The following is a 16,156-nucleotide window of genomic DNA, read 5'->3' on the forward strand; positions in this document are numbered from 1 at the left end:
GGAGTGTGGTGCTATCGAGAGGGTGACACCCCTCCACCGGCTTCGCCGGTCCCCCTCCACTTACAGAGGAGGAATGGCGGTGACGCATCCTCACCGCTCCGCCTTCATCTCGTGCGTGGTCTGGTTATAATTCATCCCCTCCAGTTCGCGGGGCATGTAGCGCTCGTCATGCTTGGCGAGCAGGTTGGTCGCGATGAACATGCCTTTGCCGTCGAACGCTCCCTCCGCGACCACGCCGCTGCCCTCCTTGAACAGGTCGGGCGCGATGCCACTGAAGGTGGCGGGCACGGTCGCCTTGCCGTCGGTCACATCGAACCGGATCGTTACGCCGTCGGCGGCGCGCCTGAGGCTGCCCTTCACCACCATGCCGCCCAGACGAATGGCCTTGCCGGACTCCACCCCCTTGGTCTTCACGTCGTTCGGCGCGTAGAAATAGGCGGCCTCGTCCTTCAGCGCCGACGCCGCAAGCAGCCCCGCGCCGATGATCGCCACCAGCGCCGCCAGCGCCAGGATGAGCCGCTGATGCTTCGCCTTCATATTATAGCTTCTCGGCCGCAGCCTCGGCACTGCGCATCGCGCGCCAGCTCAAAAGACTGACGATCGCCGTCCCGACCGTCGTCACCGCATAAGCGGCGATCACGAAAGCCCATTGGTTCATCTTCACCCTCTCGCCAGGCGCTGCATCCGCGCCTCGACCTTGTTCTGCGCCAGTATCGCCCGCATCCGTATCAAGACGATCGCGCCGAACCACAGGGAAAAGCCCAGCAATGTCAGGCCCAGCGGCCACAGCAGCGATCCGTCGATGCTCGATCCGCGCAGCGTGATGCTCGGCCCCTGATGCAGGCTGTTCCACCACACGACCGACCGATTGATGATGGGAATATTGACCGCGCCGACCAGCCCGAAAATGGCGGTGACATTGCTCACCCCGCCCTGCCCCATGGCCTGTCCCTGCCGCGCGCTGGCGTTGGCGAGCGCGATATAGCCGAGATAGAGGAAGAAGAGGATCAACATGGAGGTCATGCGCCCATCCCATTCCCACCAGGTGCCCCAGGTCGGCCGGCCCCAGATGGAGCCGGTCATCAGGCAGATGGCGGTGAAGAGGGCGCCGGGCGCGGCGATGGCGCGGCCCGCCACGGCCGCCAGCGGGTGGCGCCAGACCAGTTGCATCAGCGCGGCGATCGCGATGCCGGTCCAGCCGCCCATGCCCAGCCAGGCCGCAGGGACGTGGATGTAGAGGATGCGCACCGTCTCCCCCTGAAGATAGTCCGCCGGCGTCACGAACAGTCCGCACGCCGCGCCGATCACGATCAACGCCAGACCCGGCCAGAACAGCCAGCCGGTCAGCGGACGCGCGATCTTCAGGAAGCGGGCGGGATTGGCGAAACGATGCATCAGGGCTGCGTGTGTAGCCGCGTGCGATGCAGGGCGCCAGTAGGGCATTTTGCCGATAGCGCCGCCGCGAAATGCCCTTCCCCTGCCCTGGCAAAGGGAACTCGAACCCCGAAACACAAGCTTTGCCTGGCCCGTTCCGCCTTTTTTATGACAGGGAGGCGACAAACGAGGGCCAAGCGACTATATGCGCGCGGAAAGGCGGCCCGCTGGGGCGCGCCAAGAACGGTAACGGACCCGGCTCGCACCCATGTTTACGACCAATCCCTTCGACGACGACAAGTTGCGCGAGGAATGTGGCATTTTCGGCGTTTCCCGCGCGGAAACGGCTTCCGCCATCGTCGCGCTAGGCCTTCATGCGCTGCAGCATCGCGGGCAGGAAGCCGCCGGCATCACCAGCTGGGACGGGCATGATTTCCATACCCACCGGGCGATGGGCCATGTGGCGGGCAATTTCGACCGCGACGAGGTGATTCGCGGCCTGCCCGGCGAGAGCGCGTGCGGCCATGTTCGCTATTCGACCACGGGCGAGACATCGCTGCGCAATGTCCAGCCGCTCTATGCGGAACTCAATTCCGGCGGATTCGCCGTCGCCCATAACGGCAATATCTCCAATGCGATGAAGCTGCGCCGCGAACTGATTCGCCGTGGCTCCATCTTCCAGTCGACCTCCGACACCGAAGTCATCATCCATCTGGTGGCGACCTCCAGCTACCGGACCCTGCTCGACAAGTTCATCGACGCGCTCAAGCAGATCGAGGGCGCTTATTCGCTGATCGTGATGACGCCCGAGGGCATGATCGCCTGCCGCGATCCGCTGGGCATCCGTCCGCTGGTGATGGGCAAGCTGGGTGACGCGACCATCTTTGCGTCGGAAACCGTGGCGTTCGACGTGGTCGGCGCGGACTATGTCCGCACGATCGATCCGGGCGAACTGGTGATCGTCACCAATGAAGGCGACATCCGCACGCACCGCCCGTTCGGCGACACGCACGCGCGCCCCTGCATCTTCGAGCATGTCTATTTCAGCCGTCCCGATTCGATCGTCGATGGCTCCAGCGTCTATTCGGTGCGCAAGGCGATCGGCGCGCAGCTGGCGATCGAGAATCCGGTCGACGCCGACTATGTCATCCCGGTGCCCGACAGCGGCGTGCCCGCAGCGATCGGCTATGCCCAGCAATCGGGCATTCCCTTCGAACTGGGCATCATCCGGTCGCATTATATCGGACGCACCTTCATCCAGCCGGGCGACAAGGTCCGCCATCTGGGCGTGAAGCTGAAACATAATGCCAACCGCGCGCTGATCGAAGGCAAGCGGATCGTGCTGATCGACGATTCGATCGTGCGCGGCACCACCAGCCTCAAGATCGTGCAGATGATGCGCGAAGCCGGCGCGGCCGAGGTGCATATGCGCATCGCATCGCCCCCGACCAAGCATAGCTGCTTCTATGGCGTCGACACGCCCGAACGAACCAAGCTGCTGGCGCACAAGCTGGACATTGGCGGGATGCAGGATTTCATCCACGCCGACAGCCTGGCGTTCATCTCGATCGACGGCCTCTACAAGGCGTTGGGCGAGACAAAGCGCGCGGACATCCGGCCGCAATATTGCGACGCCTGCTTCACTGGCGACTATCCCACTACCCTGACCGATCAGGACGATGTGGTCGTGACCAATCAGTTGGAACTGCTCGCCGAGCGGGTGGTCTGATGCTGGGAGGGCGGCCCGTCGGGCGGCCCATTCTCCTTGCAGGCTCACGGATTTGTCGCGCCCTGCGGCCAGTTCTCGATCCTGTTCTCATTTTCTTTCCAGAACATGCCCTCCCGCAGGGCGAACGGAGCATGGATGTCTGATCTCCCCCTTTCCGGCAAACTGGCTCTGGTCACAGGCGCGAGTCGCGGCATCGGCGCAGCGACGGCGGAGGCATTGGCGGCGGCGGGCGCGCATGTCGTGCTGACGGCGCGGACCAGCGGCGGGCTGGAGGAAGTGGAGGAACGCATCCACCAGGCCGGCGGCCATGCGACGATCGCGCCGCTCGACCTGACCGATGGCGAGAGTATCGGCCGTCTGGCGCAGGCGATCGGCGGTCGCTGGCAGGCGCTCGACATTCTCGTCCTCAACGCCGCGACTTTGGGATCGCTGGCGGCGGTGCAGGCGATCGACGCCAAGGAATTTGCACGAGTGCTGACCCTCAATGTCGGCGCGCCGCAAGCGCTGATCGCGGCGTTCGACGGCATGTTGCGCGCGAGCGGCGATGCGCGCGTCGTGGCGCTCACATCCTCGGTCGCGGCGCCGCGCGCCTATTGGGGCGCCTATGGCGCGTCCAAGGCGGCGCTGGAGACATTGGTCGGCGCCTATGGTGAGGAAGTGAAGAATATTTCCGCCATCCGCACCCATATCGTCGATCCGGGCGCGACCCGCACCGCGATGCGCGCCCGCGCCTTTCCCGGCGAAGACCCGGCAAGCCTGAAGGGGCCGGAAGCGGTGGCGGAGGCCATTGTCCGGCTGGTCCTGGCCGACACGCCGACCGGGCACAGGATGCGGGTCGAGGGCTAAGGGTCAGGCGGGCCGGACCAGGGTCACTTGCGCCACGTCGATCCCGCCGCCGCGAAAGCCGCCTTCGCAATACATCAGATAATAGCGCCATAAGGCCACGAAATGCTGGTCGAAGCTGGATGGCAGCCGACCTTCCTCGATCGCCCGGTCGAAGCGCTGCCGCCACCGCCGCAAGGTTTCCGCATAGTGAAGACCGAAGCGATGCACATCATGCCATTCCAGCCCCTGCCGTTCCGCCAGTGCGCGGAATCGGCTTTCGGAAATCAGCATCCCGCCGGGGAAAATATAGGTCTGGATGAAGTCGGCGCCCCGCGCATAGCCTTCGAAAATCGCGTCATCGATCAGGATATACTGGATCGCGGCCCTGCCGCCGGGCTTCAGCAGCCGGTGGATCGCTTCCAGATAGGCGGGCCAGTAGCGCTGGCCGACCGCTTCGACCATTTCAACGCTGGCGACGGCGTCATAACGCCCCTGCGCATCGCGATAATCGGTCAACAGGATTTGCGCGCCTGAGCCGAGCCGATCGCGGGCATAATCCGCCTGTTCGGTGGACAGGGTCAGCCCGGTGTAACGGATCGCCCGCCGCTCCATCGCCCGCTCCGCCAGACCGCCCCAGCCGCAGCCGATTTCCAACAACGCATCGCCATCCTTCAGGTCCAGCCGGTCGAGGATCGCGTCCACCTTTCGCTGCTGCGCCTGCTTCAGGCTTTCGATTCTGCTGTCAGGATCGAGAAACAAGCCACTGGAATAATGCATATTCTCGTCAAGCCAAAGGCTGTAGAAGTCGTTCCCCAGATCATAATGATAGGCGATGTTGTGGCGCGATCCAGCGCGGCTGTTGCGCCGCACCCAATGCGCCACACGCCCGATCCAGCGCGCCGGGCCGCGCGCGCGCGCCACCTGTCCCAGCGGCACGGCGTTGCGCATGAAGAGAGCGAACAATGGCACCGGGTCCGGGCTTGACCATTCCCCCGCCGCCCACGCGCGATACCAGCCCGCAGACCCCGAACTGGCGAGACGGATCAACGCGCGCCAGTCATGGAGATGGACAATGCAGGACGGGCCATCGGCGCGGCCGCCAAGCAAGCGCCCGGTTCCGTCGGGCAAGCTGGCTTCGAGCATTCCCTGTTCCAGCCCGAGATCGATCCGATCAAGCAGGCGGTGGAAGACCGGCGCCACCCACCGCGCGAGCCAGCCCGAAATGCCACTGCGGGGCGGGCGCCGGACGGAAAGGGCGCGCCGGCCGCGTCGGGGATCGATGGCATTCATGAGATCGATCCTGCAACAAGGTGAACGGCGCTGCAATCATAGCTCTCCCGAAATATGCGCCGTGGCTCCTACGTTTCAGCCGACCAAAGAGACATATTGCCGGGATTGACGCGCCGCAAATCGGACGAACTGCGATTCGATCAATGGACGTGGAGAGCACTGCCGCTTATCCTGTCCAGGTCAGCGTTAAATGCCGGCTGCCTCCTGGGGTGGGGACCAGCCTGCAGCAAATATCAGGGGACCCATGGCTTCAATGCCGAATGATCAGGAATTGGGATACCGACCCTGCGTCGGGATCATGCTCGTTAACATGGATGGCAAGATTTTCGTCGGGCAGCGGCTCGATAATGCGGTCGAAGCCTGGCAGATGCCACAGGGCGGCATTGATGAAGGCGAAGATCCCAAGGCCGCAGCTTTCCGCGAATTGTTCGAGGAGACGGGGATCGTCCGCGACCATGTCGAGATCATCGCCACGTCCAGGGATGAGCATTTCTATGACCTGCCGGCCGAACTGATCGGCAAGCTGTGGGGCGGAAAATATCGCGGCCAGCGGCAGCAATGGTTCCTGGCCCGTTTCCTGGGCAAGGACAGCGACATCGATATCCAGACCAAGGACCCCGAGTTTCGCGACTGGAAATGGACCGCGCCGGATACGCTGCCCGAGTTGATCGTGCCTTTTAAGCGCAAACTCTATCGCGACATTTTGCAGGAGTTCGGGGCGCTTATCTGAGGTCCCCCTTTGAAAAGGGGGTTAAAATCCGCTGCCGGGTCAGTAAAAAGGCGACATGCGCGCCTTTCTCGTTTCACTGCCTCTGCTGCTCCCTGCCCCGGCCCTTGCCGCCGACGTCCTGCTGCCGCCAGCAGTGCGCGAGATGTTGGAAGCAGCGATCGCCAATGGCAATGAAACGGAAATAGCGACCGTCGCCAAGATCGCCAGACAGACCAATCCCGAATCGGCCGGAGAAATCCAGCGGATGGTCACTAGCTGGAAGGAACGCACACAGGCGACGCACGACACCCTGATTCGCGAGGCCCGCTTCACCGAACTGTGGACCGGGCGAATCGAGGCAGGCGGATTCCGCTCCACCGGCTCCACCAGCGAAATCGGCATCAGCGTCAACGCGACGGTGTCCCGCACCGGATTGCAATGGACCCACAAGCTGACGGCCAGCACCGACTATCGCCGCGCCAATGGCGTGACGTCGCGCGAGCGCTATTTCGGCAGCTATGAGCCGCGCTACGAATTCGATCCGCGCGGATTCATTTATGGTCTCGGCCAGTTCGAACGAGATACGTCGATCGGTTATGACGAACGCTATACCGGATCGGTCGGCGTTGGTTACAAGCTGGTCATGAGTAAGCCGCTCGACCTGTCGGTCGATATTGGTCCGTCGGTGCGTCATGCCAAATATCTGACCGGCGAGCGCGAAACCAAGCTGGGCGCACGCGGATCGATGGCGCTGGCGTGGCGCGCTTCCCCCACGCTGACCTTCAAGCAGACCGCCGCCGGTTACGCCGAAAGGGATGTCTATTCGCTCAATTCGCTGACATCGCTCGAAACCAAGGTCGCATCGCGCTGGTCCGCCGCCATCTCCTACAATGTTCAATATGAATCGGAGACGATGCTTTCGGCGCGGGACTTCGACACGCTCAGCCGCCTCACCCTGACATATGATTTCTGAACGACGCAATTTTCGTGCGGGGGTGGAGGCGTGGGCCGGGGTCTGATAGACCCTTGCAATGACCCCTTTGTCTCCTGCCGAACATAGGCTTTTGGATCACGCGGCGGCCGCGCCCATGCTGCGCCAGGTGGAAGATTGGGCTGCGATCAACAGTGGATCGCGCAATCTGGATGGGCTCGCGCGCATGGTGGACGGGCTGACCGACGCCTTCGCCATCCTGCCGGGAGTCATCCGGCTGGTGGATGGCGCATCGGTCGAAAGCGTCGCACCCGACGGGCGCATTCAAACCGTCGCCCATGGTCGCCACCTGCATCTGGCCGTACGTCCCGATGCCCCCATCCGTCTTCTGCTTACCGGGCATATGGACACGGTCTTTGCCGCCGATCATCCATTCCAGCAACAATGCTGGCTGGAGCCGGGTGTGTTGACCGGTCCCGGCGTCGCCGACATGAAGGGTGGCATCGCCGTCATGCTGGCGGCGCTGGCGGCGATCGAACGATCGGATGCGCCTGCAACGCTGGGCTATGACGTGGTCATCAACAGCGACGAGGAAGTCGGCAGCCCATCCTCCGCCTCGCTTCTGCGCGAAGCAGCGCAGGGGAAAGTCGCAGCCTTCACCTATGAACCCGCCCTCCCCGATGGCACGTTGGCCGGCGCGCGGGCGGGCAGCGGCAATTTCTCCGTCATTGTTACCGGGCGCAGCGCCCATGCCGGGCGCAACCCGGACGAGGGCCGCAACGCGCTACTGGCGGCAGCGGATCTGGCGCTGCGGCTGAAGGCCGGCAGCGGAACCGGATTTTCCTGCAACCCGGCCAAGATCGACGGTGGCGGCCCGAATAATGTCGTGCCCGACCATGCGGTGTTGCGGGTCAATTTCCGCCCCAGGACACCTACGGATGAGCTGGCCGCCCGCGCCCTGATCGATGCCGCGATGGCCGCGGTCGCTCGGCAGCATGACGTCAGCCTGCATCTGCATGGCGGCTTCGGCCGCCCGCCCAAGCCGATGGACGAGAAAGCGGAAAGATTGTTCGGACTGGTCCGGCAATGCGGTGAGGATATCGGACTTTCCATTGGCTGGCGCGACACGGGTGGGGTTTGCGACGGCAATAATATCGCCGCCTGTGGCGTGCCGGTGGTCGACACGATGGGCGTGCGCGGCGGCAGCATCCATAGCGACGCCGAATTTCTGCTGACCGACAGTCTGGCCGAGCGCGCTCAACTGTCGGCGCTGGCCATCTGGCGGATCGCGCAGGGACGGTTTCAACCGGGACAGGATATAAGAAAGGGGATGACCGCTTGAGCTTCATCATGCGCATCGCGCGCGCGGACGATCTGCAAACGCTTTATGAGATGGCGAAACTGACCGGAGGCGGCTTCACCAACCTGCCCCCCGACCGCAAGGCGCTGGCCGCAAAGCTGGAGCGCACCGAAAAGGCGCTGGCGCGACAAAGCGAGGGCATTGAAGACGAACTGATCGTCATGGTGCTGGAAAATGTCGAGACCGGACAGGTCCGCGGAACCTGTCAGATATTCTCGACCGTGGGACAGAGCTGGCCTTTCTATTCCTACCGGTTGGGGGTGCTGACCCAGCATAGCCGGGAATTGGGCCGCACTTTTCGCGCGCAGATGCTGTCGCTCACTACCGATCTGGAAGGATCGGTCGAGGTTGGCGGCCTGTTCCTCCATCCGCGCGAACGCGCCGAGGGGCTGGGCCTGCTGCTGGCGCGCAGCCGTTATCTCTATATCCGGGGTCATCGCGCGCGCTTCGGCGACCGGGTGATCGCGGAACTGCGCGGCGTCATCGATGAAGCGGGCGGATCGCCCTTCTGGGACGGGCTTGCCGGGCGCTTCTTCGGCATGAGCTTCCAGGAGGCGGATGAGTTCAATGCCGTGAACGGCAACCAGTTCATTGCCGACCTGATGCCCAAGACGCCCATTTACACCGCAATGCTCACCGACAGTGCGCGGGCAGTCATCGGCCTGCCCCATCCCAATGGCCGCGCGGCGATGCGGATGCTGGAGACGGAGGGCTTCGACAATGCCGGCTATGTCGATATCTTCGACGGCGGCCCGACGATGGTCGGACAGATCGACCAGTTGAAGACGATCGCGGCGGCACGCGACGTTAGCCTGGCGGCCACGCATGAGAAGGGCGGCGACAAGATGCTGATCGCGACCGGACGGCTGGCCGATTATCGCTGCACCTGGGGTTTCGTACAGGAGGGCGCCGACGGTGCGATCTCGCTCGACACCGGCAGTGCGGCCCGGCTCGGGCTGGACATTGGCGAGACTTTCACCATGGCGGGGCGGGCATGAGCGTTACCGAGATCAATTTCGACGGGCTGATCGGGCCGAGCCACAATTATGCGGGTCTGAGCCTGGGCAATCTCGCCTCCGCCCGCAATGCCGGAGCCATGTCGCAACCGCGTGCGGCGGCGCTCCAGGGCATAGAGAAGATGCGCGGCAATATCCGGCTGGGGCTGAAACAGGGCATTTTCCTGCCGCAATGGCGCCCCGACGGCGCGTGGCTCGCGCGGCTGGGCACCGATGTCGGGGAGGCGGAGCCGCATATACGGGCAGCCGCCATGTCGGCCTCCTCCATGTGGGCGGCCAATGCGGCCACCGTATCGCCCGCCGCCGATACCCAGGACGGGCGGACGCACCTGACCGTCGCGAACCTGGTCACCATGGCGCATCGCAGCCATGAATGGCCGCAAACACTGGCGCAATTGCGGGTCGCCTTTTCCGACCAGCGCGCCTTTGCCGTTCATGAACCCGTTCCCCCGCCTTTTGGCGACGAGGGCGCCGCCAATCATATGCGGCTGACCGAACGGCACGATCTGCCGGGCGTCGAAGTCTTCGTTTACGGCCAGTCGGGTGGCCCCTTCCCTGCCCGCCAGCATGTGGAAGCGAGCAGGTCGGTCGCGCGCCTCCATGGCATCGATCCGGCACGCACCCTGTTCGTGCAGCAGTCGGAAGAAGCGATCGCGGCCGGCGCCTTTCACAATGACGTGGTCGCCGTCGCCAATGAACGGGTGCTCTTCACCCATGAACGCGCCTTTGCCGACAAGCCACTCTTCTATGCGCGGCTGCGGGAAGCCCTGCCCTGTGTCGAGATCGTTGAAGTGCCCGCGAGCGCGGTCAGTCTGGCCGATGCGATCAGAAGCTATTTGTTCAACGCGCAACTGGTGACGCTGCCGGACAGCACGATGGCGCTGATCCTGCCGACCGAGGCGCAGGAGACGCCGGCGGTCTGGAGATGGCTGCAACAGATGGTCGCGGGCAATGGCCCGATCCGTCGGCTCGTCCCCGTCGACGTGCGCCAATCCATGGCCAATGGCGGCGGCCCCGCCTGCTTGCGCCTGCGAGTCGTGGCCGATCCCGCCCAAGTCGACCCCCGTTTTCTGGTTGATGAGGCCAAGCTGGATGCTATTGCGGGCATAGTGTCCAATTATTGGCCAGAATCCATCGCTCCAGAGGATTTGGGCGACACACGGCTGATTGCGCGGATCGAGCAATCATGGTTAGCCCTTGTTGACCATTTGCAGCTTTCGGGCGACCTGGCCCCCTGACCGCAAGGGGCCGGCGCCGGACGGGACGACCATGGAACGGATCAAGAGCCTCTTCACCATCAAGACCAAGTTCGAGGCGTTTCTGGTCATTTACGCGCTGGCGCTGGGCGCTGCCGAACGGGGTGTCGCCTATATGCAGCAATATCCGGGCGCGGGCGGCCAGTTGCTGGCGCTCGCTTGTTCGGGCGCGGTCTTCATGGCAGGCGGCATGATCATCGACGCGCTGGAATATCGGCGGGGCATCTGAGCGCCGCCGCATCATCGACGCCCATCACCACGCCCTTGCCCTCTCCGCTGCCGCCCGGCAGGAGGGAGCGATGGGCGCTATCATGTTGCAGGGAACCGGATCGGACGTTGGCAAGTCGGTGCTGGTCGCCGGACTATGCCGGGCGCTGGTGCGGCGTGGCTATCGGGTCCGGCCGTTCAAGCCGCAGAACATGTCCAACAATGCCGCCGTGACGAGCGACGGCGGCGAAATCGGCCGCGCGCAGGCGTTGCAGGCCATCGCTTGCGGCGTAGCGCCCCATAGCGACATGAATCCGGTGCTTCTGAAACCCCAGGCCGACCGGACGTCGCAACTGGTCGTCCATGGCAAGGTGCGCGGCACGCTGGGATCAGGCAATTATCGTGCTGCGCGGGGGCAATTGCTGGGCGCGGTGCTGGAAAGCTATGAACGGTTGCGGGCAGACAGCGACATTGTCGTCGTGGAAGGCGCGGGATCGCCGGCCGAGATTAACCTGCGCGCCGGGGACATCGCCAATATGGGCTTTGCCCGCGCCGCCAACGTGCCGGTGGTTCTGGTCGGGGATATCGACCGGGGCGGCGTGATCGCGGCGGTCGTCGGCACGCGGACGGTGATCGATCCCGAGGATGCGGCGATGATCCGCGGTTTTCTGATCAACAAGTTTCGCGGCGAACCGGCGCTGTTCGAGGACGGCTATCGCCAGATCGAGCAGCTATCGGGCTGGCGCGGCATGGGCGTGGTGCCCTGGCTGGACGCCGTGGCGCGATTGCCGAGCGAGGATGCCGTGGTGCTGGAGCGGCGCCTTTTTTCTGTTGAGGCGCCGCTGATCATCGCCTGCCCGGTGCTGCCGCGCATCTCCAATTTCGATGATCTCGATCCGCTGAAGCTGGAGCCTGCGGTCGACCTGCGCATGATCGGACCGGGCCAGCCCGTCCCGGCCGAAGCGGCGCTGGTGATCCTGCCCGGCTCCAAGGCGACGGTGGCCGACTTGCGCGCGCTGGTGGCGCAGGGATGGGACATCGACATTCGCGCCCATCATCGGCGCGGCGGCGCAGTGCTGGGCATATGCGGCGGCTATCAGATGCTGGGCCGCACGATCAGCGATCCAGATGGCCTGGAGGGGTCAGCCGGCGCGATCGACGGATTGGGCCTGTTGGATGTGGAGACTGTGCTGAGCGGAACCAAGACGCTGGAAGCCGTGAACGGGCGGGCGCTGGGGGTCGGCTTTGGCGGCTATGAAATGCATATGGGGCAGACTCATGGTCCAGACTGCGCGCGGCCTTTCTCCCTGCTGGACGGGCGACCCGATGGCGCAATCAGTCGCGATGGGCGGGTCATGGGCAGTTATGTTCATGGACTGCTCGCCAGCACGGAATTGCGCGATGCGTTGCTGCGGCGGCTGGGCGGACGATCGGCAGGCGAGGATTATGATCTGTCGGTCGAGAATGCGCTGGACGAGATCGCAGCGCTGCTGGAGGCGCATGTCGATATCGACGCCCTTATCACGCTGGCAACAGGCTTAGGATCATGAAAAAGGCGACCGAAGCCGCCTTGTTTTCCCAGCTTTTTAGGAGATGGCGCACCCGGAACGATTCGAACGTCCGACCCTCAGATTCGTAGTCTGATGCTCTATCCAGCTGAGCTACGGGTGCGTTTTCTCTGACAAGACGCAGGCTTGAAGCCCCGCCTCACCGCATTTTCCAAATGGCGCACCCGGAACGATTCGAACGTCCGACCCTCAGATTCGTAGTCTGATGCTCTATCCAGCTGAGCTACGGGTGCGTTTTCTCTGACAAGACGCAGGCTTGAAGCCCCGCCTCACCGCATTTTCCAAATGGCGCACCCGGAACGATTCGAACGTCCGACCCTCAGATTCGTAGTCTGATGCTCTATCCAGCTGAGCTACGGGTGCGTTGTCTCTGACCCGACGCAGGCTTGAAGCCCCGCCTCACCGCATTTTCCAAATGGCGCACCCGGAACGATTCGAACGTCCGACCCTCAGATTCGTAGTCTGATGCTCTATCCAGCTGAGCTACGGGTGCGTTGGAGACGCGCTGATAGAAGTGCCCGACCGATTGGGCAAGCCCCTTTTTACACTTTTCCTACGGTTAAATCGACCGCTCCGTCCGGGCGGCAACCTTTGCCCCCTTTCCCCGTTCAGGACACAGGAAAGGATGCCATTATGAGCTTCACCATGAACGAACTGGCGCTGCTGCTGATCGCTTTGATCGTCGGCTGGCTGCTGGGCCTGATGATGAGCGGCCGCGGCAAATATCGGAGATATTGGCGCGACGAGCAGATCGCCCACCGCACTGCCATCAAGGAACGAGATGCGCGGATCGAGGCGGCGAATGTGCGGATCGCCGAACTGGAACGCCAGTCGGCCGGTCCGATCGGCCCCGGCACCGCCACGGCGGTCGCAGGCGCCGTCCATGGCCGCGACGACCTCAGCCGGATCCGGGGCATCAGCCAGTCGCAGGAGGTCGCGCTCAACGAGGCTGGCTATCATCGCTTCAGCCAGATCGCCGCGATCAATGCCGAGCAGGAAGCGACGCTGGAGGCGCGGTTGGGCCTGAAACCCGGCACCATCGCCCATGAGGACTGGCGCGGTCAGGCCGTGGAACTGGACCGCGGCGACAAGCCCGGCCTCTTCAGCCGTCTGACTGGGTCGGCCTGAACGAAAAAGGGCGGGGTGTCGGCCCCGCCCTTCCCGTCCTATTTCTTCGCCAGCGCCGCCTGCGCCGCCGCCAGACGGGCGATCGGCACGCGATAGGGCGAGGCCGAAACATAATCGAGGCCGGTCTGCTCGCAGAAGGCGATCGAGGCCGGGTCGCCGCCATGCTCGCCGCAAATGCCGAGCTTGATGCCCGGACGGGTCGCCCGGCCCCGTTCGGCGGCGAGTTCGATCAACTGGCCCACGCCTTCCACATCGATGCTGACAAACGGGTCGCGGGCGAAGATGCCCTTGTCGACATATTGGGTCAGGAAACGGCCCGCATCGTCGCGGCTGATACCGATGGTCGTCTGCGTCAGGTCGTTGGTGCCGAAGGAGAAGAATTCGCCGACTTCGGCGATCTCGCCCGCCTTCAGCGCCGCGCGCGGCAGTTCGATCATCGTGCCGACCAGATAGTCGACCGACGCGCCCTGTTCGGCGAAGACGTCCTTGGCGACCTGATCGACGATCGCCTTCATCAGCTCCAGCTCCTTCTTCGTGGCGACGAGCGGGATCATGACTTCGGGGATCGGCGCTTGCCCGCTGCGCTGCTTCACGATCAGCGCGGCTTCGAAGATGGCGCGGGCCTGCATTTCGTATATTTCGGGATAGGTGACGCCCAGGCGGCAACCGCGATGGCCCAACATCGGGTTGAATTCATGCAGTTCGGCGGCGCGGCGCTTGAGCGTGTCAACGCTGACGCCGGCGCCCTTGGCCACTTCCTCGAACTCCGCCTCGCCATGCGGCAGGAATTCGTGCAGCGGCGGATCGAGCAGACGGATGGTGACGGGCAGGCCCGCCATCACCATGAAAATCTGCGCGAAATCGTCCCGCTGTTCGGGCAGCAGCTTGTCGAGCGCGGCGCGGCGGCCCTTTTCGCTGTCGGCCAGGATCATTTCACGCACAGCGGTGATGCGGGCCGCGTCGAAGAACATATGCTCGGTGCGGCAAAGGCCGACGCCTTCCGCGCCGAAATCGCGGGCGGTCTGGCAGTCGAGCGGAGTTTCGGCATTGGCGCGGACCTTGAGGCGACGGACCTTGTCGGCCCAGGCCATCAGGATGCCGAAGTCGCCGGCCAGTTCGGGCTGCACGGTCGGCACTTCGCCTGCCATGACTTCGCCGGTGGCGCCGTCGATGGTCAGGATATCGCCTTCCTTGAGCGAACGGTCGCCAATGCGCAGGATCTTGTTTGTATTGTCGATCGACAGGCTGCCCGCGCCCGAAACGCAGGGACGGCCCATGCCGCGCGCCACCACGGCGGCGTGGCTGGTCATGCCGCCGCGCGCGGTCAGGATGCCCTTGGCCGCGTGCATCCCATGGATGTCTTCCGGGCTGGTCTCCACGCGGACGAGGATAACGGCGTCACCCAGTTCGTTGCGGCGTTCGGCGGTGTCAGCGTCGAAGACGATGAGGCCACTGGCCGCGCCCGGCGAGGCGGGCAGGCCCTTGGTCAGCACGTCGCGCGGCGCCTTGGGATCGAGCGTCGGGTGGAGAAGCTGGTCGAGCGCGGCGGGATCGACACGGGCGACGGCTTCTTCCTCGGTGATGAGGCCTTCACTGGCCATGTCGACCGCGATCTTGAGCGCGGCCTTGGCGGTGCGCTTGCCTGAACGGGTCTGGAGCATCCAGAGCTTGCCCTGCTGCACCGTGAACTCGATGTCCTGCATGTCGCGATAATGTTTTTCGAGGATCTCGAACACCCGCGCCAGTTCGGCATAGGTTTCGGGCATCGCCTCTTCCATCGACAGCGGCTTGGCCCCTGCCCGCTCGCGCGCCTGCTTCGTCAGATATTGCGGCGTGCGGATGCCCGCGACCACGTCCTCGCCCTGGGCGTTGATCAGATATTCGCCATAATAGGCATTCTCGCCGGTGGCGGGATCGCGGGTGAAGGCCACGCCCGTCGCAGAGGTGTCGCCCATATTGCCGAACACCATCGCCTGCACGTTGACGGCGGTGCCCCAGTCACCGGGAATCGAGTTCAGACGGCGATAGACCTTGGCGCGATCGGCTTGCCAGCTGCCGAACACGGCGCTGATCGCGCCCCAGAGCTGGTCATGGACATCCTGCGGGAAGGGCTTGTTCCAGAGCTTGGCGACCAGCGCCTTATATTCGGTGACGAGCGCCTTCCAGTCGTCGGCGGTCATTTCCGTGTCGAGCGTGTAACCCTGATCTTCCTTGGCGATTTCAAGGGCTTCCTCGAACGCGCCATGATCCAGTTCCAGAACGACGTCCGAATACATCTGGATGAAGCGGCGATAGCTGTCCCAGGCGAAACGTTCATCGCCCGACGCGGCGGCGAGGCCCAGCACGGTTTCGTCGTTGAGGCCGAGGTTGAGGACGGTGTCCATCATGCCCGGCATGGAGATGCGCGCGCCCGAGCGGACCGACACCAGCAGCGGGTCGGCCTTGTCCCCGAACGTCTTGCCGGTGACGCCTTCGATATGGGCGATGCCGTTCGAGACTTCGGCCTTCAGGCTTTCAGGATAGACGCCGCCATCGGTATAATAGCGAGTGCACATTTCGGTGGTGATGGTGAAGCCCGGCGGCACCGGCAGGCCGATCGCGGCCATGCCATCGAGGTTCGCGCCCTTACCGCCCAGCAGATTCTTGTCGCCATTCCCCCCGTCATTCACGCCACCGCCAAAACGATAGACATAGCGGGTCGAAGTGCTGCTCATCTGGGCCTCTTCCATCATTACCATATACCGGCTCTCCTGCACTGATTGC

14 protein-coding genes and 4 tRNA genes are annotated in these 16,156 nt (G+C 64.1%); 10 read left to right on the forward strand and 8 right to left on the reverse strand.

Going from position 1 to position 16,156, the window contains the following annotated elements; all coding sequences use genetic code 11:
- Positions 1–90: 90 nt before the first annotated feature.
- Positions 91–537, reverse strand: coding sequence for a cytochrome c maturation protein CcmE (gene ccmE / locus AC58EF_RS21570; RefSeq protein WP_497278493.1), 447 nt, complete (start codon positions 535–537; stop codon positions 91–93).
- 123 nt (positions 538–660) lie between these two features.
- Complete coding sequence (ccmC, locus tag AC58EF_RS21575; RefSeq protein WP_497278494.1) at positions 661–1,395, reverse strand: heme ABC transporter permease CcmC; 735 nt, start codon at positions 1,393–1,395, stop codon at positions 661–663.
- 247 nt (positions 1,396–1,642) lie between these two features.
- Here ccmC and purF point away from each other — a divergent pair, with 247 nt between their 5' ends.
- Together purF and AC58EF_RS21585 are read left to right on the forward strand one after the other, a co-directional pair.
- Entirely contained in the window at positions 1,643–3,103 is a 1,461-nt protein-coding gene (gene purF / locus AC58EF_RS21580) for an amidophosphoribosyltransferase (protein WP_497278495.1), read from the forward strand.
- A 135-nt stretch (positions 3,104–3,238) separates the two neighbouring features.
- The gene (locus AC58EF_RS21585; RefSeq protein WP_497278496.1) at positions 3,239–3,949 is read left to right on the forward strand and encodes an SDR family NAD(P)-dependent oxidoreductase; all 711 of its coding nucleotides are present in this window, start codon (positions 3,239–3,241) and stop codon (positions 3,947–3,949) included.
- 3 nt (positions 3,950–3,952) lie between these two features.
- On the opposite strand, the gene AC58EF_RS21590 is transcribed toward AC58EF_RS21585, so the two are convergent.
- The gene (locus tag AC58EF_RS21590) at positions 3,953–5,218 is read right to left on the reverse strand and encodes a class I SAM-dependent methyltransferase (RefSeq protein ID WP_497278497.1); all 1,266 of its coding nucleotides are present in this window, start codon (positions 5,216–5,218) and stop codon (positions 3,953–3,955) included.
- A gap of 244 nt (positions 5,219–5,462) precedes the next feature.
- On the opposite strand from AC58EF_RS21590, the gene AC58EF_RS21595 reads away from it, so the two are divergent.
- The 7 genes from AC58EF_RS21595 to AC58EF_RS21625 all read left to right on the forward strand — a co-directional run bounded on the left by AC58EF_RS21595 (position 5,463) and on the right by AC58EF_RS21625 (position 12,247).
- Positions 5,463–5,948: an RNA pyrophosphohydrolase gene (locus AC58EF_RS21595; RefSeq protein ID WP_497278498.1), complete on the forward strand. Its 486-nt coding sequence runs from the start codon at positions 5,463–5,465 to the stop codon at positions 5,946–5,948.
- A 55-nt stretch (positions 5,949–6,003) separates the two neighbouring features.
- Positions 6,004–6,900 carry a DUF481 domain-containing protein gene (locus AC58EF_RS21600; RefSeq protein ID WP_497278499.1) on the forward strand — a complete coding sequence of 299 codons (897 nt, stop codon included), beginning with the start codon at positions 6,004–6,006 and terminating at the stop codon, positions 6,898–6,900.
- Positions 6,901–6,958: 58 nt separating this feature from the next.
- Complete coding sequence (locus AC58EF_RS21605; RefSeq protein ID WP_497278500.1) at positions 6,959–8,200, forward strand: hydrolase; 1,242 nt, start codon at positions 6,959–6,961, stop codon at positions 8,198–8,200.
- Positions 8,197–9,216 (forward strand): arginine N-succinyltransferase, encoded by a 1,020-nt coding sequence (locus AC58EF_RS21610; RefSeq protein ID WP_497278501.1) that lies wholly within the window; start codon positions 8,197–8,199, stop codon positions 9,214–9,216. Before AC58EF_RS21605 ends, AC58EF_RS21610 begins: the two co-directional genes overlap by 4 nt.
- Entirely contained in the window at positions 9,213–10,472 is a 1,260-nt protein-coding gene (locus AC58EF_RS21615; protein WP_497278502.1) for an N-succinylarginine dihydrolase, read from the forward strand. The genes AC58EF_RS21610 and AC58EF_RS21615 overlap by 4 nt, the downstream gene beginning before the upstream one ends.
- Positions 10,473–10,503: 31 nt before the next feature.
- Complete coding sequence (locus AC58EF_RS21620; RefSeq protein ID WP_497278503.1) at positions 10,504–10,719, forward strand: hypothetical protein; 216 nt, start codon at positions 10,504–10,506, stop codon at positions 10,717–10,719.
- Between the two features lie 70 nt (positions 10,720–10,789).
- A complete protein-coding gene (locus tag AC58EF_RS21625) occupies positions 10,790–12,247 on the forward strand; it encodes a cobyric acid synthase (protein WP_497278504.1) in 1,458 nt (485 codons plus the stop codon).
- Positions 12,248–12,291: 44 nt separating this feature from the next.
- Here AC58EF_RS21625 and AC58EF_RS21630 read toward each other — a convergent pair.
- The 4 genes from AC58EF_RS21630 to AC58EF_RS21645 all read right to left on the reverse strand — a co-directional run bounded on the left by AC58EF_RS21630 (position 12,292) and on the right by AC58EF_RS21645 (position 12,758).
- Positions 12,292–12,368 (reverse strand) — tRNA-Arg (locus AC58EF_RS21630).
- 53 nt (positions 12,369–12,421) lie between these two features.
- Positions 12,422–12,498 (reverse strand) — tRNA-Arg (locus tag AC58EF_RS21635).
- 53 nt (positions 12,499–12,551) lie between these two features.
- Positions 12,552–12,628 (reverse strand) — tRNA-Arg (locus tag AC58EF_RS21640).
- Positions 12,629–12,681: 53 nt separating this feature from the next.
- Positions 12,682–12,758, reverse strand: a tRNA-Arg gene (locus tag AC58EF_RS21645).
- A gap of 140 nt (positions 12,759–12,898) precedes the next feature.
- On the opposite strand from AC58EF_RS21645, the gene AC58EF_RS21650 reads away from it, so the two are divergent.
- Positions 12,899–13,393, forward strand: coding sequence for a helix-hairpin-helix domain-containing protein (locus AC58EF_RS21650; protein WP_497278506.1), 495 nt, complete (start codon positions 12,899–12,901; stop codon positions 13,391–13,393).
- Positions 13,394–13,431: 38 nt separating this feature from the next.
- Here AC58EF_RS21650 and ppdK read toward each other — a convergent pair whose 3' ends face one another.
- Positions 13,432–16,131 (reverse strand): pyruvate, phosphate dikinase, encoded by a 2,700-nt coding sequence (ppdK, locus tag AC58EF_RS21655; protein WP_497278507.1) that lies wholly within the window; start codon positions 16,129–16,131, stop codon positions 13,432–13,434.
- Positions 16,132–16,156: the final 25 nt, after the last annotated feature.

It is taken from the genome of Sphingobium sp. WR1 (genome assembly GCF_059693745.1).

Excerpts from the sequence above, each read along its gene's own strand:
- ppdK (WP_497278507.1), bottom strand. The coding sequence starts at position 16,131 with ATGGTAATGATGGAAGAGGCCCAGATGAGCAGCACTTCGACCCGCTAT.
- AC58EF_RS21595 (WP_497278498.1), top strand. The coding sequence starts at position 5,463 with ATGGCTTCAATGCCGAATGATCAGGAATTGGGATACCGACCCTGCGTC.
- AC58EF_RS21650 (WP_497278506.1), top strand. The coding sequence starts at position 12,899 with ATGAGCTTCACCATGAACGAACTGGCGCTGCTGCTGATCGCTTTGATC.
- AC58EF_RS21615 (WP_497278502.1), top strand. The coding sequence starts at position 9,213 with ATGAGCGTTACCGAGATCAATTTCGACGGGCTGATCGGGCCGAGCCAC.
- AC58EF_RS21625 (WP_497278504.1), top strand. The coding sequence starts at position 10,790 with ATGGGCGCTATCATGTTGCAGGGAACCGGATCGGACGTTGGCAAGTCG.
- purF (WP_497278495.1), top strand. The coding sequence starts at position 1,643 with ATGTTTACGACCAATCCCTTCGACGACGACAAGTTGCGCGAGGAATGT.
- AC58EF_RS21585 (WP_497278496.1), top strand. The coding sequence starts at position 3,239 with ATGTCTGATCTCCCCCTTTCCGGCAAACTGGCTCTGGTCACAGGCGCG.
- ccmE (WP_497278493.1), bottom strand. The coding sequence starts at position 537 with ATGAAGGCGAAGCATCAGCGGCTCATCCTGGCGCTGGCGGCGCTGGTG.
- AC58EF_RS21605 (WP_497278500.1), top strand. The coding sequence starts at position 6,959 with ATGACCCCTTTGTCTCCTGCCGAACATAGGCTTTTGGATCACGCGGCG.
- AC58EF_RS21590 (WP_497278497.1), bottom strand. The coding sequence starts at position 5,218 with ATGAATGCCATCGATCCCCGACGCGGCCGGCGCGCCCTTTCCGTCCGG.
- AC58EF_RS21600 (WP_497278499.1), top strand. The coding sequence starts at position 6,004 with ATGCGCGCCTTTCTCGTTTCACTGCCTCTGCTGCTCCCTGCCCCGGCC.
- ccmC (WP_497278494.1), bottom strand. The coding sequence starts at position 1,395 with ATGCATCGTTTCGCCAATCCCGCCCGCTTCCTGAAGATCGCGCGTCCG.
- AC58EF_RS21620 (WP_497278503.1), top strand. The coding sequence starts at position 10,504 with ATGGAACGGATCAAGAGCCTCTTCACCATCAAGACCAAGTTCGAGGCG.